The sequence below is a fragment of the Pseudoalteromonas rubra genome, from assembly GCF_000967655.1.
GTDB lineage: Bacteria > Pseudomonadota > Gammaproteobacteria > Enterobacterales > Alteromonadaceae > Pseudoalteromonas > Pseudoalteromonas rubra_A.
This window is the reverse complement of sequence record NZ_JXYA01000037.1, coordinates 38,286-60,792: the sequence shown is the minus strand read 5'-3', so window position 1 is coordinate 60,792 and position 22,507 is coordinate 38,286. Positions and strand designations below refer to the sequence as shown.

Genomic DNA, 22,507 nt, shown 5'->3' with positions numbered 1-22,507 from the left:
AACCACTCAGCCATCTCTCCATGGGCAAAGATAATACTTAGCGAATTTGGCGCTGTAAATAGTTTTTGAATTGTTTGCTTAAATTTTGTGCTAATAACGTCAGTTTTTTACGACTTTGGCCGATTTATAGGCGAATAGGTGTGTTTTATGATATTGAGATAAGTGGGAGATGGCAGAAACTGGGCATGATCGGTTGGGAAGATCATGCCCGAAGCAGACTTACTTATACATAACCACCTGACTTAACATCAGTTGTTTACCCAGCTTGTTTAACCAGGCTGTCAGGTTAAAGCGGCGTTTAATCACTGGCGCTTCGACTGGGTTTAGGGTGGTTTGCGTGTTGCTGCACGCTGCAGCTGAATTAAGCATGTCTGACTCCTCAAAATCGTTAGTAAATGCGGTCTGTATCGACATGGTTATTTTGCGTGCATTGTGACCAAAAATAAAACGATAAAAATTACCGGTGAGAGATTAGAAAAACTAATTAAAAAATGCACCTTAGATGCTTTTTATAGTCTCTTAAATGGTTGTTTATTCACTTTTGTGAATGGTTGCACTTTACTTTGCATGTTGATTTACAATTGCTTGTCTTATTTTCCTTTTATCTTGGGTGTTTTTTGTGGGTAGTTATTCAGATAAATTGATTTTATTATTTTGGAGGTTGGTTGTTAGTTGTTTATAAGCCCGGAGGGGGGCGAAGATTACAGCGACATCTACGTTGGTTACGGGCGCAGGCAAAGCAACGCAAGATCATCATTAGCTGGTATGAGACCAGCGGGTTTTATGGCCGGGATCATGATGCTATCCGGTTGCAGGCTCAGGCCCAGAAACTGATTGTGGTTGTCGGGGGTGACGGGACCATCAACCTGGTTGTCAATGCGATGTGCGGATCTTCGGCCCAGCTGGCGTGTCTGCCTGCGGGAACCGGCAATGATTTTTGTCGTCAGTTTGGTTATTCACAGCGGCAATGGCGTGCGGCGGTGTTTTCGTCACATTCTATCGCCCTGGATCTGGGGGCAATCGGCACGCGTTATTTTGTCAATATTGCCGGTGTTGGGTTTAATGCGGAGGTGGTCAAGAGCCTGCGCGGCAGTAAAAGTGTCGGGGCACTGAGCTATGTGTGGGGCGGTATTAAACAGCTATTCTGTGCGCCGACGGTTCAGCTGACAACGGCCCAGGGGCCTGAATTAAAGCACGGCATGATGCTGTTGCTGGCCAATGGTCGCTTTTTTGCCGCGGGGTTAAAGCCTGCGCCGCTGGCGAGCTTACAGGACGCTCAGCTGGAGTGTATGTGGTTTTCAGCTCGTAACTGGTGGCAACGTTTGGTGGTGTTTGCGGCTATGCTGGTGGGGTGTCATCAGCATTTACCCTGGGTGCATCGGGAAAAACGCACCCAGCTGGATATCACAACACCAGGCCTGGCGGTGGAGGCCGACGGCGATCTGGTGGCGACAACCCCCGTGACCATCCGCAGCCTGCCAGGCGCTGTGCAGCTTAAGGTCTTGCCTGAGACGGTGTCGTTGGACTGAGCCAGGCACGAATGCGCTGGTACGGTGTAAGTACGATGGCATTGCCGATCAGCACCAGCGAGAACCCGATAAAAGTATTGAGCTGCCAGACAAACCCTTCAAACCAGGTGCTGAGAGTGACTGCCACCAGAGGGAACAGCACGATCAGGTAGCTGGCTTTTTCCGGGCCAATGTTTTTGAGCAGGTGGAAGTAACAGGCAAACGCAATCACAGTACCAAACACCGACAAATACAGCAGCGACCCCCAGTATTGCGCGTCGGCCTCAATGCTAAATTGCAGCGGGCTGAGCGCCACATAACCGCCTAAAAACAGCGCACTATACAGCATGCCCCAGGCATTGCCCTGCAATACGCCAATCTGGCGATTGGAGTTACGTACGCTGACCATGTTGCCGAGCGAAGCGATAAACATACCTGCCAGCGCCAGCAGTAAACCAATGAAGGCATCACTGCTGAGGTCGGCACTGCGCAGATCCTGCCAGAATAAACTAACGATCCCTCCAAGTCCCAGCGCTGCACCAATGTAGATGCGGCCCGCAATGGGCTTGGCAAAAAACAGTCTGGTATTGACGATATTGGCGACCAGCAAAAGTGAGAAAGCAATCGAGGCCATCGCGGACGTCAGGCTGCCTTGCGCCCAGTAGAGAAAGAGATAGTTTAAGCCAAAGTTGCCCAGCGCCAGCAACATAAAAAAGCCGTGATCAGTGAGCGGATAGCGCATCGGTGGTCGTTTGATCAGCACATAACACCACATACAGGCGGCAGAAATCGCGAAGCGGTAAAACAAAGAGACCACCTCGTCTACCGTGCCCAGCTGGAATTCAATTGCCAGCCAGGTGGAGCCCCAGATCAGGACAGTGATCGTATACAGAAAAGCATTGTTCATTCTTTCAACTCACAGGAAGGACTAGTCAGCGTGGCCAGTTTAGCGCTATATTCTGTATATGCCAGATACAAAAAATGTGTTTTTAAACCTATACAGATAGGGATCGCGATGGATCATTCTACTTTTAAGCCCGATTACCTCTATCAGCAAGTCATCACCGTGGTCAAAGAGATGGTTGAGCAGGAGTTGCTGCTGCCAGGGGATAAGTTGCCGTCGCTCAGAGCCATGGCAAGCCGGCTGCGTGTGAGTATTCCTACTGTGCAACAGGCCTACCAGCAGCTTGAGATGACAGGCCTGGTGGTTGCCCGTGAAAAGTCCGGCTACTTTTTGCAAAGTGGTCATGACACAGCCACTCCCAGGCGCAGTAAATTACCTGCCAAACCTGTGATGGTGAATAAACAGCAGCTCATTGAGCAAGTATATGAGGGGATCCACCTGCCAGACGTGGCACCGCTGGGGCTCGCCAACCCGGTCGCAGCAGCCAGTCCGCAACAGGCATTGGCCAAAAGCATGCGCCAGGCAATGCGTCAGGCTCAGGAGCGGATGCTGGATTATGGTGCTATCGATGGGCTAACAATGCTCAAAGCGCAGATAGTGCAATATTATCTGGCGCTGGGACTAACGGTGAACAGCGATGACTTGATCATCACCAATGGTGCCCAGGAGGCGATCGCCATTGCGTTGCAGTGTGTAACTCAGCCCGGTGACATCGTGGCGATAGAATCACCTTGCTATTTTGGCATTGTTGAGCTGGTAGAAAACCTGGGACTGAAAGCGATAGAAATCCCCGTATGTCCGGACGACGGGCTGTGGCTTGACGATCTCAGTGCTGCGTTGTCACGTCATTCCATCAAAGCCTGCCTGTTCTCGACCAGTATTAATAACCCACTGGGCAGTCAGATGCCCGAATCTCGTATGCAGCAGTTGCTGAAATTACTGTGTGCACATGACGTGGTACTCATTGAAGATGATGTGTATGGCGATTTATATTTTGGTGAGCAGCGAATAAGGCCGGCGCAGTGCTTTGCAACACCCGGCGAGGTGCTGACCTGCTCGTCGTTTTCTAAAACCGTAGCGCCGGGTTACCGGGTTGGCTGGATGCTGGCAGGGCCTTACAGCGCGCGGGCAAAGCGCTTTAAACGTGCGCTGAGCTGCTCGGCGCCGATGATGAATCAATGGGCGTTGGCAGATTTTATGGCCAGTGGTGAGTTTCAGCGCCATTTACGGCAATTACGCAAGCGCCTTTACGATAATAAACAGAAAATGCGCCTGGCTGTGCAAAAGTACTTTCCCGAACATGTGCGTGTCAGTGACCCAAAAGGGGGATGTGTGTTGTGGCTGGATCTGGGCGGAGCTTACGATGGCGGCCTGTTTTTTCAGCTGGCACTGCGCGCGGGGATCAGCGTAGCGCCGGGCGCGATATTCAGCGCCTATGAGCGCTATCGCAGTTGCGTGCGGATCAGTTATGGTTTGCCCTGGAGCGCAGAAATGGAGGGTTATGTGCGCACCCTCGGCGCGCTCGTACAGCAGGCGAAAAAGCAGCCACAGCCGCAGTCAGTGTAATACTGATGTCGGTGTGGCTGACTGCGCAGGGAAAACCTTTAGCGATAGTTAAACAATTGATAGCCTTCTAGCTGAGGGATCATCGCACTCAGCTGTGCTTCTTGTACTGCAATTGTTTCAAACCGGCCACATAATGCGTTGGCCTGTTGCTCCAGAGCTTTTGCCTGGCCTTCGACGCGTTGCTCCAGCTCACTGCCGAGACTTTCCATGCGCTGCTCGAAGCTGTCCATGTCGCCACCGGAGTTCACCATTTCAGATCCAATGGCAACCAACAGGCTGCCAATTGACTCCATCATGGCACCTTCTATGGCTTGTTCTATTTTTTCTTCAAACTGGTGCTCAAACTGCTCACCAAACTCATTAAAGGTTTGCTCACCCATTACAAAGGTACCTTGTTGATAGAACGCGCCTTCAATCTCTGAGTGCAGCTCGTCAATCAGCCCAGTCAAGGTATCAAAGCTATGCAAATTGAAGGCGGAGGCGACTTCCCCAATAGCGACTCCGGCCAGCTCGACGCCCTGCAATGCAATGCTGGCCACTTTGGGCAGTTCGGCCCTGAGGGTGTCGGCATACGTTTGCATGGCCAGGCGTTCATCCTGGCTGAGATTAACGGGTTGATCTGCGATATACAGATAGCCCTGCGCGTCTATCATCACAGGCTGACCATTGCCATTTTTGATATACACCTGATCGGGCGTAATTTGTACATCGTTTTTAAAATCTACGGCGCACTCATCAGTGTTGACAGAAAAATGTGTATCGGTATGGGCTATCGCCTGGCTAGATAAAACCAGCGTTGAAGCGAGTAAAATTGTTTTCATGCTATGTTCCTTGGGCTGTTGATGACACAGAGGAAGTAACAAAAACAGTGCCAGATTATTATGCTATTGATAAAAATGGCTTTTTATTGTTTTGGTCGCTTTGCTGGCGTGCTTGTTAGTTAGTGATATGACCAAAAAATAGTGATTTTAACCAGTTTGTATATTGGCTATTTTGGCAATAAAAAATATTTATCGTATAGATAAAAAAGTCTTGCTTTTCAGCGCCCGCATTTAGCGCTAAATACTAACTTAAGCAGTGTCAGCACAGCGTGGACTGCTGGACCATTTAGCACAATTAAGTTTTGGAGCTCATCGTGGGTAAAACATTTTCCTATGATCCGTTAGATGACGATTATGAAGACGACTTCGGGTCGTTAGACAAAGAATTACAGGCACAGCAAAAGAAGCGGGTGAAACGCCGTCTGGATGACTATCTGGAGCAGAAACGGCTGAAACGTAATCTTGGAGAGGACGACCTAGACTTTTTAGATGATTGAGCGGGTAAACTGGCCAGTCAGGCCAACTCGACATGACCTAATGTGCCGAGATACAGAATTAAAGACGAAGGCAGCACCAGCTGCCTTACTTATTTTATAAGCTTAGTCTTTGAATGAATTGTGGCAATCTTTACAGCCTTTTGCCCAATCTTTGAATGCCGCGCCAATGATCTTTTTGTCACCTGATTGTGCTGCTACCGACAATTTTTGCGCATAGTCTGCGAAAGCTTGTGCTTTCTTATCAAACGTCGCTCTGTCAGACCAGATTGCTGGTAAAGCGTCTGTTGCGCCTTTATCAGATCCTGCCGGGAAGGCTTCCCAAGGCATTGCAGACAGCTGGGCTGCATTGTTTGCGCGCTGCTTAAAGCGCTCCGCATCAAACGGTACCTTGCCTTTGAGCATATCGCCCATATCGCCAATCTGATAACGGATCAGCTGAAACGCGGCTTTACGGTACTCGATGGCGTCTTCTGGTTTTTCGAATATTGAACTTGCTTGTACATTCAGAGCGAGTCCGCTTAGCAAACTTGTTAATAGTAACGTGATTCTCATTTTGACCCCTTAAATTAAAAAACAGCTCCTTTTCTATGCCTTTACAAAAGATATTGCAAGTCTCTTAGACGAGTTGGGTGTTCTGGACTAAAGTTGATGTTCAATTTGTATTTTTTTTGTTCTCTTTGCTTTACAACTTCATCAATGTGACAACATGATGGCGTATTGGTTTACGTTTGTTTACAGTCTCAAACTTCTTAATAAACATAGGCTTGTGCCTATTGTTGTGATTTGATTGAAAACTTTGTAACTTCTTTGTGTGTTTAATATTGTAATTAACAGTGAAGTCACACTATATTGATGGACGAATCTACTCTCTAAAACTAAAAGAAACATCTTTTACACAACAAGTCCTAGGGGAAACTATGGCCAAGTATTCATTTAAAGCCACCGCGGTAGCAACAGCGGTCTCAGGTGCATTAATGGCAGCGTCAGCGACGGCTGCGACGCAGCTTCCAACAGCACCCGCTTCTTTACAGGTAAAAGCTGAAGCACTCAGCAACCCGCAACAGGAAAGAGCAGGAGCATATCTAGTTGTTCTGAAGCAGTCTACAGCGGTTGACCTGATGTCTAAAGGTACGTACAGCAGAGCCGCAGCAAAGCATACATATGCCACCGTACAGGCCGCACAGTTTAATTTAAGAGAACAAATTCAAAAGCTTGAGCCGAGTGCTAAAGTACTGGGTTCAACCAAAGTGCTGGCTTCTACGCTGATCGTTGAGGCATCCGACAGCACACTTGATAAACTGCGTAATGATGCTTCTGTAGAGCGTATTTTACCACTTCGAAATTCGCGACTGTTTGTTGAAGAGAGCTCAGGTTACATCGGTGCTGATGCCGTAAAACAAAACCTGAATGTCACCGGTAAAGATGTCAAAGTAGCAGTATTGGATACTGGTATTGACTACACACACAAAGTATTTAACGAAGCCGCCGGTACAGTCGAAGCTTATGAAGCGGAAGCTGCCGACCCGACAACTGTAGCTTGGCCACAGGGTCAGGTAAAAGGTGGTTACGACTTTGTACGTAACGATGCTGACCCGATTGAGGATGATCCTAAGTTTCGCCCGGAAGCGGATGGACTTTCTGACCACGGTACCCACGTATCACATGATGTAACGGGTATCGCACCAGATGTTGAATTGTATGTGTATTCAGTGTGTGGTGATGAGGGTTGTACCTGGGCTGCGCAGATCAACGCACTTGAGGCGGCAATGGATCCCAATGGTGATGGCGACATCAGCGACCGTGTTGACCTGATGAATATGTCACTGGGTGGCGAATTTGGTAGCACGTACACCGGCGACGGCACACAATACCTTATCCAGCGCGCGGTTGAGTTAGGCACCAACATGATCATTGCGGCCGGTAATGACGACGATATTCCGTTCCGTGTTGGTGGCCCAAGTACAACACCTAATGCGATTTCAGTTGCGTCTTTGACTCACCCTACACTTGAGAGCCTGTTCGGTGAAGGCACAATGGCCGGTTCAGAAACTGTGATCCAGCCTGCGAGCTTTGGCCCGCAAGCAGCTTTTGCCTTTACCCAAGACGACGCCGAGCTGGTTTACCCAAGCGAAAACCAAAATGGCTGTGACCTGGATGGCGGAGCAAACCCGTTTGCTGACATGGACTTTACAGGTAAAGCGGTTCTGATTGACCGTGGTGCCTGTGCTTTCACAGAGAAAGTACTTAATGCTCAGGAGCGTGGTGCAGCACTGGTTCTGATTGCGAACAACAATGACGATGGTACACCAGCACCTATGGGTGGTAGCGATGCGGCAGTGACTATCCCGTCTGTGGGTATTAACTTTGCAGCCGGTGCAGCGCTTAAAAACCAACTGCGTGATGGCGCGGCAACCTATAGCATCTCTGGTACTTTGAAATCTCAGACCGGCGGCGTGTCTGACTTCTCTTCACGTGGTCCTTCAATGGACGGTTTGTTGAAGCCTGAAATTGCGGCACCGGGTTCAGATATTCTGGCGGCGCTTCCAGGTAGCGGTGATCAGCTGCACAGAAAGTCTGGTACCTCTATGGCAAGCCCAATCGTGGCAGGTGCTGTGGCACTGATGAAAGAAGGTCGTCCTGAGCTGGATGCCTTTGAAATCAAAGCAATGCTGATGAACACTGCCAACCTGGATATCCATGTAGATTCATTGAATGTTGACCCTGCGTCACCACTGGCGCCAATCAGCCGCATCGGTGCGGGTCTGGTTGACGTTGAAAAAGCGATTGCGTCGCCTGTGGCTGCCTGGGTAGACCTGCCAGAGTTTGATACTAAGCAAGCGGCTCTGTCGTTTGGTGCTAAACGTCTTGCAGAGACTAAAACCTATACTAAGTCTGTCGTGTTACGTAACTTCTCAAATGAAGAGCGCACTTATAACTTGCGCATGGAGCACCGCTATCAGAACGATGTGGACTCTGGCGCAGTGATGTTTGAGCACCCGCAGACAGTAGTTGTACCAGCAAATCAGACAATCCTGATTGACGTTGATATGACCATAGATCCAAGCAAGCTGCCTGAGTTTGGCATCATGAACCCGTTCGACAATGACGAACTGGCACAAGGTGTTGCAGCACTGGATTTAGCTGAGTACGACGGTGCCTTAATCTTTGATGATGCGGCAACAGATGGCGACCATGATTTGCATGTTGTTTACCACGTACTGCCAAAAGCAGCTGAGGAAGCTGAGTTTGGTATCGAAGCTGGCGAGGAAATGTCTCACCTGATGGTTAAGAACACCGGTGCTGTGGCTATCTCGGGTATGGCTGAGCAAGTTGTGGCAATCAGTGAAGATGATAACCGTCAATTTGACATCAAGTCGGTTACAACCGCAGCATTCCAAAGCGATAACTGTGATTCAGGCATTTTCACAACTTTCTCTATTCAGTTACAGGATGGACTTAACCACCTGCGTCAAGCTGGCTACCGTATGGAGTTTGATCTTAACAACGACGGTATTGCTGATAAGTTCATGACGAACCTGAACGATGTTGGTGACAATGCCGCAGTGCGTGGTCGTAGCCGTACACTGATTGGTTCAATCGTTGATGGCGAGGATCAGTGGGAGTGGGGTACGCCTATGTTACATGAGTCTGGTGAAGACACTGTAACATTTGCTGCGTGTACTGAATTACTGGGGCTGAATGCAGACGCGGTTGGCATGCCATTTGGTATTCAGGCGTTTGTTGGTCTGGAAAACTACGATGTTGGTATCTGGGATAAGCCGACTGATTCAGTAAATGGTGGCTTTATCTTTGGTATGAACCCGACGGTCACGCTGAAAGACAGTGAAGATCAAGCACTAAGAGAGTTGGCACCAGGTGAAAAAGCGATGGTTGAGTTCGATATGCCATTTGCGTTCACATCCACTACAAGCACAAACGTCATGGCAGTTGTGCCAGGTGACTTGGACGTACCAGCGCTACCTGAACTGGTTGTTGACGGTGACTTGAGCGTAAGCGAAAACGCTGAGCCAATGCCTGTTGCAACGGTTACCTTCGGTGCTGAGTCTCCTGCGTTCCCAATTATGGGTTACCGTATAGAAGGCATGCACGCAGACAGCTTCGCGATTGACAATAAGGGCGTTATCTCACTGGTAAGCTCTGAAAATCTAGACGTTGAGATGGGCGTTGAAAGCGTAGAGCTGAAAGTGATGGCGATGGACACTCTGGGTTCTTCAACCATGACTGACATTGAAATCGCAGTGACCAATGAGCATGACGAGATGCCAGTGGTTGCACACGGCCAAGTGTTCAGCATGATGGACGGTGCACCAGCCGGTACTGTTGTTGGTACGCTTGACTACGCTGTATTTGAAAGCGCAGCTGATGGCATTGTTGGTGGTACTGTAGAAGGTACTGACCTGTTTGAAATCAACGAGAAAGGTGAACTGGTAACAACAGCTGAAGTCAACCAGCTGGCAGTGCCGAGCTATACCTTCAAAGTAATGGTTGAAGACAGCGTAGGTCTGAAGTCTGAGATGGTTGACGTAACGGTTGATGTTGTACTGAACCCTGCACTGCACTCACCAGTGGTTGACCACGGTCAAATCTTCTCAGTAACTGAAAACGCTCAGCTAGGTACTGTTATCGGCAGACTGGCTTACTCTGACCCAGATGCAGATGTATCACCTGTAACTGAGTTCATCGTAACGGGTACTAATCTGTTCACTGTTGACGCTGATGGCGCCGTCCGTGTGAGCGGCGAAATTGACTTCGAATTTGAAAAAGAAGTGAGCTTCCAGGTTCAGGCGAAAGACTCTGCACAGTTTGTATCAGAGGTTGTAACTGTACGTGTTAACGTGACTAACGTGACTGGTGGTGATGACAATGACGACGATGATTCAGGTTCACTGGCTTGGTTGACGTTACTTGCAGCACCGTTTGCAGCACTACGCCGCCGTAAGCGTAAATAAGCAACTAATTAAGCATTAGTTGAAAAAACCGCTCCGGGTTCGCCCGGGGCGGTTTTTTTATGGCTGAGCGCGAAGGAGCAGGATTGGCGCTATCACGGTTAGTAATAGCGCTATCCATTGTGAGCGTCATAAGGTGATGGATGGACAGGAGAAGTATTCGCTCAGGCTGCTTTCACAGCCCGGGCATGAATGAAAAGGTTGTGTGTTTGGGTCACGTGTCGTAAATGAGCTGGTTATTCCCCGATATCCTTGAATATCATGCCACGCCGCATGCTGCGAGTGGCCAAAAAAACCTCAGCGAGTAACGCCAAAAATGCGCAGATCAATAGCAGCATGGCGGCGATAAAGCAGCTCGACAGGGTCACGCCCAGTGATAGGGTATACAGGTGAGACACAAACAGCACCATGACCACGGCGCATACTAACAGCGCAGACAGCACGCTCATGCTAAAAGCCACATGAATATAGCGCGAACGTTTAAGTAAAGCGCGCATTTCACGGGTAAGGTGATCTTTTAGCTCTTCATCCTGGCTGTTGTTTAATTTACGGTCCAGCAATCGGGCTCGGTCGGTGATCCGCGCCAAACGATTTGATAAGACCCCCAAAGTGGCTGCAATACCGGTGATCAAAAAAACCGGTGCTACCGCGGTTTGGATCACCTTGGCCATCGTTAGTATGCTGACAACATCCCCATTCATCGCCAGCGTACCTGCTCAATGATCCCCGGCTGTTCACCAATCAGTGTATTCACGACCCGATTGTGCTCGTCCAGCATGATCAGGCGCGGGATCCCTTTATTGGCGTAGTGCTGGTAAATGGCGCGATCGGGGTCGGCAACCAGCTGAAAGTCGATACCAAAGGATGTTCGGAATGCTTTGAGTGTATCGGCATCTTCTTCACGGCCTATGGCAATGATCTGCAGCGTGGGATCCGTCAGCAACGCAGACGCCTTGAGTTCATTCAGGGTGCGTTGAGAGTCAGAACACCAGGTGGCAAACAGAATTACCAGCTTCTTTCCCCGGGCCAGCACGACTGGTTGGCCATCTATATTGGTCAGCTGAGTATGCTTGAAGATGTCACCCGGATTGATGTAAGTTTCATACCCCTTTGCATGGGGGACGGGCTGCTGTGTGGTATGACAGGCGCTAAGCTGGCTGCCCAGCGCAGCTATCAAAGCAGCCATGGCGAGACGTTTTATCATTATTGTGGTCCTTGCGTTACAATGCTCCCCATTAATGCGTATTTTTCAGGTGAGTGCAAGTTTCAACGACGTATCTTAGGATGCGCCTAAACACACCCACCTGAACCCATCAGAGTTCATTTCAGAGTGTCACAACCATGTTGTATGTTTCTTTGTTCTTTTCGGCGTTGCTCTCCGCAACCTTATTGCCAGCCTCTTCGGAGTTGTTGCTGAGTGGGTTGGTTGTAAAGCAGCAGGGGGCGCTGTTAATGCTGTGGCTCAGTGCAACGGCCGGCAATGTACTTGGCAGTGTGATAAATTATTACTTGGGCACTATGGTGAGCCGAGTTGAAAACAAACGCTGGTTTCCCGTTTCCAGGCCAGCAATGGACAAGGCGCAGCGGCAATTTCAGAAATATGGCGTGTATAGCCTGCTGTTTGCCTGGCTGCCCGTGGTGGGCGATCCGCTCACGCTGGTTGCCGGTGTTTTTCGCACTCGATTTAGCCTTTTCCTGTTGCTGGTGACTGCGGGTAAGGGTCTGCGATATGCGGTGGTGATAGGGCTGGCAGCCAAATTGATATAAGCGGCTGCCAGGTTGTGCTTAGGCGGGTTTGCGCCACTCAAGGGTCAGAGAAACTGAGTCCGCAAAGCGCAGTGCATGCGGTTTATCAACCCTGACCTTGGCATAGCTGACGTCCGGGTGCTGATGACACTCCGTCAGAATGTCGGCGACCAGCTTCTCTAACAACAGGAAGTGGCCGTCCTCGACTTTCGCTATCACCGCTTTGGTAATGGTTTTGTAGTTCAGTGCGTGGCCAACCTCATCGTGGAACAGGCACTCCGCATCAGCCGGGTAGTGGATCTCGATATTGATCACCACGTCCTGTTTTTTCTCTCTTTCTTCTTGATTGAAGCCGATGAAAGTACGTAACCTCAGGTTCGTAATATTGATGATGGCCGTGTGCATAAGCGGTCCTTAGCGTTTCAGTAGTTGTAGGAATTCATTGCGTGTTTTGGCATCTTCACGGAAGTTACCCAGCATGACGGAGGTGCGCATCTGTGAGTTTTGTTTCTCAACGCCACGCATCATCATACACATATGCTTTGCCTCAATGACTACACCGACACCGCGCGCTCCGGTTACTTCCTCTACGGCTTTGGCAATTTGGTGCGTCAGCTGTTCCTGGATCTGAAAGCGGCGTGCGTACATATCAACAATGCGTGCAAACTTAGATAAGCCTAACACCTTACCATTGGGAATGTAAGCGATGTGGGCGCGCCCGACAAAAGGCAGCAAGTGGTGTTCGCACATAGAATACAGCTCAATGTCCTGGATCAGTACCATGTCATCAGCGTCAGAGCTAAACACCGCGTTGTTAGTCACATCACTGAGCTCCTGACGATAGCCCTGAGTCAGGTATTCCATTGCCTTGGCAGCACGTTTGGGGGTATCGAGCAGCCCTTCACGGTCTTTGTCCTCGCCAACGGCGGTGATGATCTGTTGAAAACTGCTCTTTAATTCTTCATGCATAATAAAACTCACTGTAGTTGATTCGCTCAGGCCCGCTATTTCAGGTGGCGGCCTCCGTCAACGGCCAAGGTACGGCCGGTGATGTAATTACTTTTACGCAGCAACTCGATGGCGTCGATCACTTCGCGACAACCCGGTTCAATGCCCATAATGGATTTTTTCAGTGTTTTCGCCCTGTATTCCTCACTGTCATCTTGATTAAAAATGATCAGTGACGGGGCCACCGAGTTTACTTTGATATCCGGCGCATACTTGGCTGCAAAGGAGCGGCTGAGGTTATCCAGAGCCGCTTTGCTGGCCGCATAGGCAATATGTTTCGGGCTGCCTTTTTCGACCACATAATCCGTAATATGAATGATGTCCGCGGTTTCATGATAATTTTGCAGCAAAGGCGCCAGGCCCATATTCAGCAGATATGGCACTTTGGCGTGAATGTGCATCATGGCATCAAACAGGGCGTTGTGATCCGGGTTACGCGCTTCACAATCCCAGCTGGATGCATTGTGTATCAGAGCGCTCAGCGTATCGGTGTGTTGCTGAACCTGGGCAATTAATGCGTCAACAGCTCCGGCTTGATTGAAATCAGCCTGGATACAGATCACGCCCTGTTCAGTCAGGGTGTCGATGACCGGGTGTTTAGTGCGATATGTCATGATCACCGGGATATCTTCAGCAACAAAGTGCTGAACCATCGCCAGCCCAATACGCTGTGCGGCTCCGGTGATCAAAATGGGCGCTGTCATTGGCATCTATCCTTCTTTGCAAAGTGAACGGGTGGCGGGTGCTCCCGCGATTGTACCTGTAGTGCGTCTGGCCTTTTACGTGGTGCAGCGCAGGCCAGATCACTCAGACTACATTGAGGTATTACTCATGGTCGTAAATAGTTGGTATGGGCTGGCGCTTGTGTTGTGTCTTTTGATAAATATTGATCAGCAGCTGTTCAACATCCAGACTGATGGGCTGACCTTCCAGAAAGTCATCAATGTCATCATAGCTCAGACCCAGCGCCTCTTCGTCGGCAAGACCCGGGCGGTCACACTCTAAGTCCGCGGTGGGGGTTTTATGTACTAATGATTGCGGTGCACCCAAGTGATCGGCCAATGCACGCACCTGACGTTTAGACAGACCAAATAGCGGGGCTAAATCACAGGCACCGTCGCCAAACTTGGTATAGAAACCGGTGATATTTTCTGCGCTATGATCGGTACCAACCACCAGGCCGCGTGTCAGTCCTGCTATCTCATACTGAGCAACCATGCGCTGTCTGGCTTTGACATTACCTTTCACAAAATCGACCAGAGCGGCACTGGGTAACTGGGTATCGCTGAGCTGCATCGCCTGAATTGCCTGCTCATGCATGGCATCGGCTGCGGCCTTGATATTAACGGTCAGGCGCTTACTGGGCTGAATAAACTCCAGTGCCTGTTGCGCTTCGTCTTCATCAGCCTGGGTGCCGTATGGCAAGCGCATGGCAATAAACTGATATCCCTGGCGACCTTGTTCTGTATTCAACTCGTCAATGGCCAGCTGGCATAAGCGACCACAAGTCGACGAGTCAACACCGCCACTGATCCCCAGTACCAGACTGTGGCAATGGGCTGAGATCAGGGTTTGTTTAATAAACTGAACACGTCGGGCAACTTCTGCCGCAACATCAATGGTTGGCTGAACTTTCATTTCAGCAATGATAGCTTCACGCATGGGGACTCCCTCTGACCTGCCGTATTTCATTCGGTTGGTCTAATAATGACTGATTGTTCTAAGTTTACTTGAAATTATGACAGATTAGATCTGTTTCTTGCCGTGATAGTTACAAACCCAGGTGCTGCTTGATAGTCTGTAGTTCCTGCTTAAGCTGATCGATTTCCTGCAGGAGTTCATCCAGGTTCACGACCGGCTCTGCACCGGGTGTGCTCATCTGCTCACTGAGCGCATTGTCTTCAATGTCGCCGAACAGGTGCTGATAGCGCGCTTCGCGTTTACCGGGTTCTCTGGCCAGGCGTGTGGCAAGTTCTTGCTGTATCAGTGCGTTGAGTGCCGCTTCTACCTCACCGACCGTGGCGAACTCCGCCAGCCGACCGCTGCGAGTGCGCAGTTCGCCGGGGGTCTGTGGTCCGCGTAACAGCAGCAAGCAAACAATGGCCCGTTGTTGTTCGGTGAGCTGCAAGCTACCGAATTCGCTATTACAAAATCGATGTTGGTACTTACTTACCCGCCCGGAGAAACCTTCATCGCAGACCACTATGCGCTTTTGTTCTAGCTGTGTCAGCGTGTCCAGCACCTCTGACTCTGACAGTGACATCACAGGCTCGCGGTTCGATTTTTGATTGCAGGCATTGGTCAGTGCGTTGAGTGACAACGGATACTGATCTGGGGTCGTGGTTTGCTTCTCCAGCAGGCAGCCAATGATCCGTTGTTCAATCTTGGATAAGTTCATATTCATTCCCTATATGATGTGCTGCCGTACAGTGCAGCAGATCAGGTTAGTTTTCATGACTTTACTCTATGCGATTTGCAAGACCTTGCATAGTGGCCTCAGGTGAATAGCGGGTATTTTCAGGATGCGGTTTAGCAGGTTTTTGCTTCATCCACCCACCGCTGTAGCATTTTACTTAGCGCCGCAAAGTTAATTGGCTTACTCAGGTAGGCATCCATACCGGCAGCCAGGCATTTTTCTTCGTCGCCCTCCATCGCATTGGCCGTCAGTGCGATAATGGGAGTTTGCTGGTGTTGTTCACCGGCCACGCCGGCGCGGATTTCTCTTGTTGCCGTGTAGCCATCCATCTCAGGCATTTGGCAATCCATCAGGATAATGGCATAGGACTCGTCGCGCACTTTGAGGTGGTTAAGGGCGGCCAGGCCATTGTGTGCGCAGGTTACATGGGCGCCCAACTTCTCAAGCAGGGTGGTTGCCACGGTTTGGTTGATCTTGTTGTCTTCGACCAGCAAGATGTCGACATCCAGGCATACATCTTCAACAGTTTTAGCGGCCAGTTGCTCTTTGCGTTTCACCAGTGACAATGCATTAGCGGGGGTGAGTGGCGCAAGTAACACATTATTGGACGAAAACTGTGGCCAGGCTTGAGTCTGCGCCATGTTTTTACATAGCAGTGCATAGCTTAGCTGCTTGGTTTTGATGTGCTTCAGCAAGCGGTTGATGTCAGATTCCGGTGTATCGTTCAGCACGTCAGTGGCGATGATCAGGGCTGGCCGCTGCGATGGTGCTTCTTCATATACCGCAAGCATATGTGTAACGCTTTCAAAATGCTCGCTGGGTATGTGCCAGGCATCCAGCATATGCCGAGCAGCCAGGTCGGATGCGCTGTGGGCATCTATGACATACAGGCTGTCATTATTGGTATCCAGCGCACGGATCGGCTGAGGATCAGTGAGTTCAATGTAAAAGGTAAAAGTGCTGCCTAAATTGGGTTTGCTATAGGCATTGAGTGCGCCACCCATGAGTTCGCACAATTGTCTGGCAATTGTTAAACCCAGCCCGGTCCCACCAAACTTGCGGGTGGTTGAGGGATCGGCCTGAGTGAAGGAGTCAAAGATTTTACTCAGCTGCTGTTTACTGATCCCGATCCCTGTGTCTTCAACACTGCACCAAAGGCGTGTCTGCTCGCTGGTATGCTCCGTATAACAGGTCAGAGTCACTTTGCCGTTTTCAGTGAACTTAACGGCGTTGCTGATCAGGTTATTAAGAATTTGTTTGAGCCGGTGCGGGTCGGTTTTGGCGTGCTGATATTGCATATTCCGGCTGTCGATAAACAACTCAGTTTGCTGATCGTTGGCGCGCGGGGCAAAGGCGGCAAAACAGTCGCTGATTATCTGGATAAGATCGCATTCAATTTGCTCAATATTGAGCTTACCTGCCTCAATTTTTGAGAAGTCTAAGATGTCGTTAATAATCGTCAGTAATGACTCGGCGGAGCTTTGTGCCAGTGCCAGGTTGCGCTGCTGCGTATCTGTGAGCTGCGAATTGCCGAGGATCTCGAGCATGCCTATGATGCCATTCATGGGCGTGCGGATCTCATGGCTCATACTGGCCAGGAAGTCGGCCTTGATTTTGGCTGACTGCTCCGCCAGCTCCTTTTCTATAACGGCTTTACGCTTTGCCTGTTGTTGTTGCTGACCACTGAACAAACTCGCCAGCATCGCGGCAATGGCCTGGATAAAACGCCTGTCGCTGTCGGTCCAGTCCGGGTAAGGGTCGGCGTATTCAGTACAGAGTATGCCGCACACCGCACCGCGATGCAGGATAGGCATGATCAACATGGCTTCGACCTCGAAGGGATCGAGATACTGATCGGCCAGTGGCCGGGTTATTGGGTGCTTGGTTGCCATGCTGGCCTCAATCACCTGCTTGCTGAGCACTGCTGAAAACAGGCCTGGCAGAGTGGCTTTGCGCCAGGGAGGGAAGTGTTGCAGGCTGTCTCGTCGGGTATTACTAAAGCAAGTGGGATAGAGCAGCGCATGATCCTCGCTGAGCAACCAGATACTGGCACGTGAAGCGCGTGCGGCTTGGCACACGGCATCGGTACACAGTTCCTGGGCGCGCTCAGTGTGATTATTGAGGATGGCTTCATGGGTACTTAGTTGCGCCAGCAGCTCGTTATTTCTGGCCACCTTTTCGTGCTCAATGGCCATCATTTTGCGGTCGTTGATATTTTGCACTGAGCCAAACACCTGTAAGGTCCAGCCGTTATGCTGCTTGGCCTGAGCTTTAACGAGCACCCAACATTCTTGCCCTTTATGTGGCTGTACAATGAATTCATCCTCAAAAGGCTTACCGTATTTGATCGCCTGATTCATATGGTCCTGAAACTTCTTGCGATGCGGACCTTCTTTGAAAAACTCGGTACTGCTCATCCAGGTAGGTTGATAATCCGGTGGTACTGCAAAAATCTGACGGGTGACTTCCGACAAGGTGATTTGGTGAGTTGCTAAGTCCACCGACCAGGCACCGACTTTGGCCAGCGACCCCATGTTGGTCAGCGCACTGGTCTTGCTTTTAAGTTCAGAGAGCAGTCGGGTGTAAAACGAAAATGCGAACAAAAAGAACAGCACTATAGTTAATAATGCAAGCCGAAATGGCCATAATGCGGCGGAAGACGCTTTCCAGCCATAACGGGGGGCTGCATACATTATCCAACTGCCCGATGGCACGTGAATGGTAAATGCGAGCGGGTTGTGCTCCTGTATGGTGGGCGAGCCATAGAAATATTCGCCGCTGTCACCCAGGCCATTTTTACCCTGGATGGCGATCAGGTAATCCCCTTCTAGCTTGTTTAGCGACACTTGCTCGTACAGTTTTGGCATATCAATCACAACTGACAACAGGCCCCAAAACTGGTCTTTATCAACATACACCGGGACTCGCGCGATCAACGCCATACCGCCCTGGATCAGCTCAAGCGGTCCGGCCAGTACGATGGTGCGAGAGTCTCGGGCTCTGATGGCATCTTTCTTTTGCTGAGGGTGAGTAAGGTAGTTGAGCCCGATGGCTTTTTCATTGCCCTCGAGCGGGTAGATCATTTGTAGCACCATGTCCGGCGCCGCACCAACATTACGCAGCACCTGGCTGGTCTCAAATAGCGGGGCGGCAAAGCGCTCAAACTGCGCTTGATTGAGGTTTGGTTGTGGCGCCAATGCAATGGCTAACCCCCGGACCAGCTGAATATTAGACGCCAGCGTGCCCTCGAGCTGGGTGCGATAGACATTGAGCTCTTCAAACGTACGGTTTTTTTCCACTTCAATCAGGCGTCGCTCGTTAACGCCATCTATGTACCAACCCGCCGCCAGGATCACCAATAACAGTGCGCCCACCATAAAGCGGGTTAAAAAAGCTTTCCTTGACGACAGCACGTTTATGGGTTGCATGTAAACATGAAAAAGTATCCTTGAATCATTTAACTATAGTTGTCTGTATGAAAACTCGCCAAGGCCCAGATACATTTAAAGCACAAAAAAACCGTTGCCGAGGCTGACCAGTACCTTGGTATACATAATCTGATCTAACGCACTGATGAAGTCCTGCGAGCTGCGCTTTGCAACTCTGTGTACTGGTAGCGTCAGATTCACTGAGATGTAATGCAATACAGCGCAATAACCGCTAAGCTGGCTAAGGTTATTAATCAATCAATTGAGGGAAAGGTATGCTGACTTGGCTGAAACGCGGGGTTGCGGTGCTGGTGTTGCTTGCACTGGCTGCCAGTGCTGTGGTGTATGGCATGTTATCACTGAGTTTGCCCGCACTCGACGGGCAGGGTCAGTCGGGCGGCTTGAGTGCAGCCGTGACGTTAGAGCGAGATGCTCTGGGGCAGGCGGTGATCACGGCTCAGAACCGCCATGATGCTGCTTATGCACTGGGTTTTGCACATGGTCAGGACCGTTTTTTCCAGATGGATTTACTGCGTCGTAATGCCGCTGGAGAGCTGAGTGAATTATTTGGTGAAGCGGCGATTGGGCTGGATAAGCGCCTGAGGTTTCACCGTTTTCGTGCCCTGAGTCAGGCCATTTTGCAGCAACTGCCGGAGTCTGAGCAGGTGTTGCTGGCGCGCTATACCCAGGGAGTGAATGAAGGGCAGGCGCAAAGCGGAGTGAAAAGTTTTGAGTACCTGCTGCTGGGTGCTGAAGTCAGACCCTGGCAGCCACAAGATAGCTTACTGGTAATTTTCAGTATGTATCTGGATCTGCAGGAAAGTACGATAAAAAGAGATGAGTCGCTAATTTTGGTGGAGTCGCTGTTTGGAAAAGAAATGCTGGACTTTATTCTTCAGCCTGGAAATTATCAGGCGTCGCTTGATGGCTCTAAAGTCACCAAAAAAGAGGTCTTTATACCAAATTTAGGTGACATTGCTTATGTTGGTGACATTACTCATATCAAAGAGCTTCCGCTTTATGGGAGTAACAACTGGGCTGTTACAGGACAGCATACTCAAACTGGTGCAGCCATGCTTTCAGACGATATGCACCTTGGCTTAAACGCACCGGCTATCTGGTATCGCGCGCAACTAAACTATAACTCCGCAACAAATCAGCCCATTCAGGTGACGGGCGTCACTTTACCGGGAGCACCCGCTGTGGTGGTGGGCAGTAACAATCACATCGCCTGGGGATTTACCAATGGCTATCTGGATACTGCTGACTGGATCCAGCTCGACCCGCAGAATGACAACATCTGGGAGGTTACTGAGCAGCTGAAGTTGCCGGATGGCAAGAGTGAAACGTTCAAGCTGACAATGAGTGATTTTGGCCCGGTTAAGGAGATCCAGGGTCTGCCCTATGCGCTGAGCTGGGTGGCACACCAGGACTATTCGGTTAATCTTGGGCTACTGACACTGGAGCAGGCCGACTCTGTGGATAGTGCGCTGGAGCAGGCCGCACACATTGCTATCCCGGTGCAAAACTTGGTGGTTGTGGATGCCAAAGGCAATGCCGCATGGCGCCCAACGGGCGCGGTGCCGGGTCGCTCAGTGCCCAGTGATTTGGCGGTGCCCAGCCAGGGTTACAGTACTGACTGGCAGTACAACGAAGTGCAGCGTCCGGTGGTTAAAAACCCCTCTCATGGCAAGCTATGGACGGCCAACTCCCGGGTGGTGTCGGCGCAGCAGCATCTACGTTTTGGTGATGGTGGTTATGCACTGGGCGCGCGGGCAGTGCAGATCCGCGATCGCCTGATGGCGCAGAGCCAGTTTGATGAGGCAGACTTTATGCGTTTGCAGCTTGATAATGAAGCGCGCTTTCTCATGCCCTGGCATCAGCTGCTCAGCGAGCTACTGGCAAACAATGGCGACCGCTATGCCCGTGACAGCCAATACCTGTCCGACTGGCAGGCGTGCGCTTGCCCGGGCTCGGTTGGTTACACCCTGGTCAGGCGTTTTCGTGATCATACGCTTGATCAGCTGTTTGCACCGGTAGAAACAAGGCTGCAACAAGCAAAGGGCAGCTTGTCACCCTTAAAGCGCTATCTAGAGCCGGCTGCGTGGCAGCTGCTGCGTGAGCAACCTGCGCACTGGCAAGCACCGCATTCTGACTGGGATAGCCTGTTACTGGCTTCCTATGAAGCGGCCAAGGCGCAGCTAACAGAAACACAGGGCCGGGATATGGCGGCGTGGCAATGGGGGCGGGTGAATCAGCTCGAGGTGAAGCATCCGTTTAGTCGGCAAATTCCGCTGCTCAGTGGCTTGCTCGATATGCCGGTGGTTGCGGGGTTTGGTGATAGCTATATGCCTGCGGTACAAAAGCCGGCATTTGGCGCTTCTCAGCGCTTTATCGCGCAACCAGGCCACCTGGATAACGCCATTATGAGCATTGCGGGAGGGCAAAGCGGCCATCCTTTATCGCCGTTTTATCGGGCTGGCTTTAGTGGCTATGCACAAGGTGAGGCGGTGCCCCTGTTACCGGGTAAAATCACCCATCGCATTTCGTTTACACCCCTGAACTAGCCAGAGCGGGCTGCAGTAATACAATTGCGGCCCTTTGCTTTGCTGCTGTATAGCGCATCGTCGGCCAGCTGCAAGGTCACAGAAAAGGGCAGCGCAGTGTGCCATAAGGCCACACCAAAGCTCATGGTTGCCGTCAGCTCATCGCCGTTAAAGCGCTGCTTTTCCAGCGTTTGTCTCAGTGTTTCAAGGCGCTGAACCGCTTCTTCCAGTGCACAGTCAACCAGCACCAGTAAAAACTCCTCACCGCCCCAGCGCACCGCAATATCCTGATCAGTGACATGCTCACGCAAAATGTCAGATACGGTTTGCAGTACTTCGTCTCCCACATCATGGCCCTGCTGGTCGTTGATTTGTTTAAAGTGGTCCAGATCGGCCATGACGACGCACAGACTCTGACCATTGTGTGCACAACTACTGTGCGCCCTGAGGATCAGCTCCTTGGCATAGCGGCGGTTAAACAAATTAGTGAGCGGATCTCTGGCCGCCAGGGTCGCCAGCTGATGGCGCTGAATAAAGGTGCTTTCGCGGACATGACCAATAACGTAAATCATCGGCAAACCACAGACAAAGACATTAATAAAATGAATAGGGCGAGCGTAGTCATGGAACACAAATGCGGTTTGCACGTCATTAAACAGCTCAAACAGGGCGGCAAATAGCACGATCAGGCTCAGCGACAGGGTGATGGCCAGTCGTAATTTCAGTTTCATATCCAGCAGTAACATACAAGCGATGGTCCACAGGTAATACTGAAAGCCATAGTCCATGCCAAGCGTGGCGCACACCAGTACAGAATGGGCTGTGACTTCGACACAAAAGACCCTGAGTGCCAGATGGCTGTGGCCCAGATTGAGCAAATATATCCCCGTTGCCCACGCTGCGACGCTGGCGATATTGGCGATGGCCAGGATATACACCTGGCTGTACCAGAAGGCGAAAATAAACAGCAAATGTAAGCACAAGCAGTAGTAAGCGACTTGCTTAAACAGCTTTACTTTGACCAGCTCTACTTCATCTGGCTGACTATAAATGTGTTGCGCAATCGGCACGTAAGGCACTCAGTTGTTATTGTTGCAATA

General features: G+C 50.5%; 19 protein-coding genes. 6 read left to right on the top strand and 13 right to left on the bottom strand.

The window, feature by feature from the left end; all coding sequences use genetic code 11:
* Positions 1-219: 219 nt before the first annotated feature.
* Entirely contained in the window at positions 220-369 is a 150-nt protein-coding gene (locus TW77_RS25595; RefSeq protein ID WP_164488166.1) for a hypothetical protein, read from the bottom strand.
* Positions 370-665: 296 nt separating this feature from the next.
* Here TW77_RS25595 and TW77_RS15540 point away from each other — a divergent pair, with 296 nt between their 5' ends.
* Complete coding sequence (locus TW77_RS15540) at positions 666-1,529, top strand: diacylglycerol/lipid kinase family protein (RefSeq protein ID WP_046005894.1); 864 nt, start codon at positions 666-668, stop codon at positions 1,527-1,529.
* Here TW77_RS15540 and TW77_RS15535 read toward each other — a convergent pair.
* Positions 1,495-2,415, bottom strand: coding sequence for a DMT family transporter (locus TW77_RS15535; RefSeq protein ID WP_046005893.1), 921 nt, complete (start codon positions 2,413-2,415; stop codon positions 1,495-1,497). The genes TW77_RS15540 and TW77_RS15535 overlap by 35 nt on opposite strands.
* Before the next feature lie 108 nt (positions 2,416-2,523).
* On the opposite strand from TW77_RS15535, the gene TW77_RS15530 reads away from it, so the two are divergent.
* Positions 2,524-3,978, top strand: coding sequence for a PLP-dependent aminotransferase family protein (locus tag TW77_RS15530; RefSeq protein WP_046005892.1), 1,455 nt, complete (start codon positions 2,524-2,526; stop codon positions 3,976-3,978).
* 38 nt (positions 3,979-4,016) lie between these two features.
* Here the strand turns inward: TW77_RS15530 and TW77_RS15525 are convergent, their stop codons facing one another.
* A complete protein-coding gene (locus TW77_RS15525) occupies positions 4,017-4,799 on the bottom strand; it encodes a YggN family protein (protein WP_046005891.1) in 783 nt (260 codons plus the stop codon).
* A 314-nt stretch (positions 4,800-5,113) separates the two neighbouring features.
* Between TW77_RS15525 and TW77_RS15520 the strand changes: the two genes are divergently transcribed.
* Entirely contained in the window at positions 5,114-5,296 is a 183-nt protein-coding gene (locus tag TW77_RS15520; RefSeq protein WP_046005890.1) for a PA3496 family putative envelope integrity protein, read from the top strand.
* Positions 5,297-5,398: 102 nt separating this feature from the next.
* On the opposite strand, the gene TW77_RS15515 is transcribed toward TW77_RS15520, so the two are convergent.
* On the bottom strand, positions 5,399-5,848 hold the full coding sequence (locus tag TW77_RS15515; RefSeq protein ID WP_046005889.1) for a c-type cytochrome: 450 nt from the start codon (positions 5,846-5,848) through the stop codon (positions 5,399-5,401).
* Positions 5,849-6,213: 365 nt separating this feature from the next.
* On the opposite strand from TW77_RS15515, the gene TW77_RS15510 reads away from it, so the two are divergent.
* Entirely contained in the window at positions 6,214-10,266 is a 4,053-nt protein-coding gene (locus tag TW77_RS15510) for a S8 family serine peptidase (RefSeq protein ID WP_046005888.1), read from the top strand.
* A 233-nt stretch (positions 10,267-10,499) separates the two neighbouring features.
* Here TW77_RS15510 and TW77_RS15505 read toward each other — a convergent pair whose 3' ends face one another.
* Positions 10,500-10,964, bottom strand: a complete 465-nt coding sequence (locus TW77_RS15505; RefSeq protein ID WP_046005887.1) for a DUF2721 domain-containing protein — start codon at positions 10,962-10,964, stop codon at positions 10,500-10,502.
* A complete protein-coding gene (locus TW77_RS15500; RefSeq protein ID WP_046005886.1) occupies positions 10,961-11,467 on the bottom strand; it encodes a TlpA family protein disulfide reductase in 507 nt (168 codons plus the stop codon). Before TW77_RS15500 ends, TW77_RS15505 begins: the two co-directional genes overlap by 4 nt.
* 137 nt (positions 11,468-11,604) lie before the next feature.
* On the opposite strand from TW77_RS15500, the gene TW77_RS15495 reads away from it, so the two are divergent.
* Positions 11,605-12,030, top strand: a complete 426-nt coding sequence (locus TW77_RS15495) for a YqaA family protein (RefSeq protein ID WP_046005885.1) — start codon at positions 11,605-11,607, stop codon at positions 12,028-12,030.
* 18 nt (positions 12,031-12,048) lie between these two features.
* Here TW77_RS15495 and folX read toward each other — a convergent pair whose 3' ends face one another.
* From folX to TW77_RS15465, 6 genes are all read right to left on the bottom strand, one after another.
* The gene (gene folX, locus TW77_RS15490; protein WP_046005884.1) at positions 12,049-12,414 is read right to left on the bottom strand and encodes a dihydroneopterin triphosphate 2'-epimerase; all 366 of its coding nucleotides are present in this window, start codon (positions 12,412-12,414) and stop codon (positions 12,049-12,051) included.
* A 9-nt stretch (positions 12,415-12,423) separates the two neighbouring features.
* Complete coding sequence (folE, locus tag TW77_RS15485; protein WP_046005883.1) at positions 12,424-12,978, bottom strand: GTP cyclohydrolase I FolE; 555 nt, start codon at positions 12,976-12,978, stop codon at positions 12,424-12,426.
* Between the two features lie 35 nt (positions 12,979-13,013).
* The gene (folM, locus tag TW77_RS15480) at positions 13,014-13,721 is read right to left on the bottom strand and encodes a dihydromonapterin reductase (protein ID WP_046005882.1); all 708 of its coding nucleotides are present in this window, start codon (positions 13,719-13,721) and stop codon (positions 13,014-13,016) included.
* Between the two features lie 121 nt (positions 13,722-13,842).
* Positions 13,843-14,679: an ammonia-dependent NAD(+) synthetase gene (gene nadE, locus TW77_RS15475; protein ID WP_046005881.1), complete on the bottom strand. Its 837-nt coding sequence runs from the start codon at positions 14,677-14,679 to the stop codon at positions 13,843-13,845.
* 109 nt (positions 14,680-14,788) lie between these two features.
* Positions 14,789-15,415 (bottom strand): YceH family protein, encoded by a 627-nt coding sequence (locus TW77_RS15470; protein WP_046005880.1) that lies wholly within the window; start codon positions 15,413-15,415, stop codon positions 14,789-14,791.
* A 131-nt stretch (positions 15,416-15,546) separates the two neighbouring features.
* Positions 15,547-18,861, bottom strand: a complete 3,315-nt coding sequence (locus tag TW77_RS15465) for an ATP-binding protein (protein WP_046005879.1) — start codon at positions 18,859-18,861, stop codon at positions 15,547-15,549.
* Between the two features lie 275 nt (positions 18,862-19,136).
* On the opposite strand from TW77_RS15465, the gene TW77_RS15460 reads away from it, so the two are divergent.
* Positions 19,137-21,428 carry a penicillin acylase family protein gene (locus TW77_RS15460; RefSeq protein WP_046005878.1) on the top strand — a complete coding sequence of 764 codons (2,292 nt, stop codon included), beginning with the start codon at positions 19,137-19,139 and terminating at the stop codon, positions 21,426-21,428.
* On the opposite strand, the gene TW77_RS15455 is transcribed toward TW77_RS15460, so the two are convergent.
* A complete protein-coding gene (locus tag TW77_RS15455) occupies positions 21,425-22,486 on the bottom strand; it encodes a GGDEF domain-containing protein (RefSeq protein ID WP_082078945.1) in 1,062 nt (353 codons plus the stop codon). The two genes, TW77_RS15460 and TW77_RS15455, sit on opposite strands and share 4 nt — an antisense overlap.
* Between the last annotated feature and the right edge of the window lie 21 nt (positions 22,487-22,507).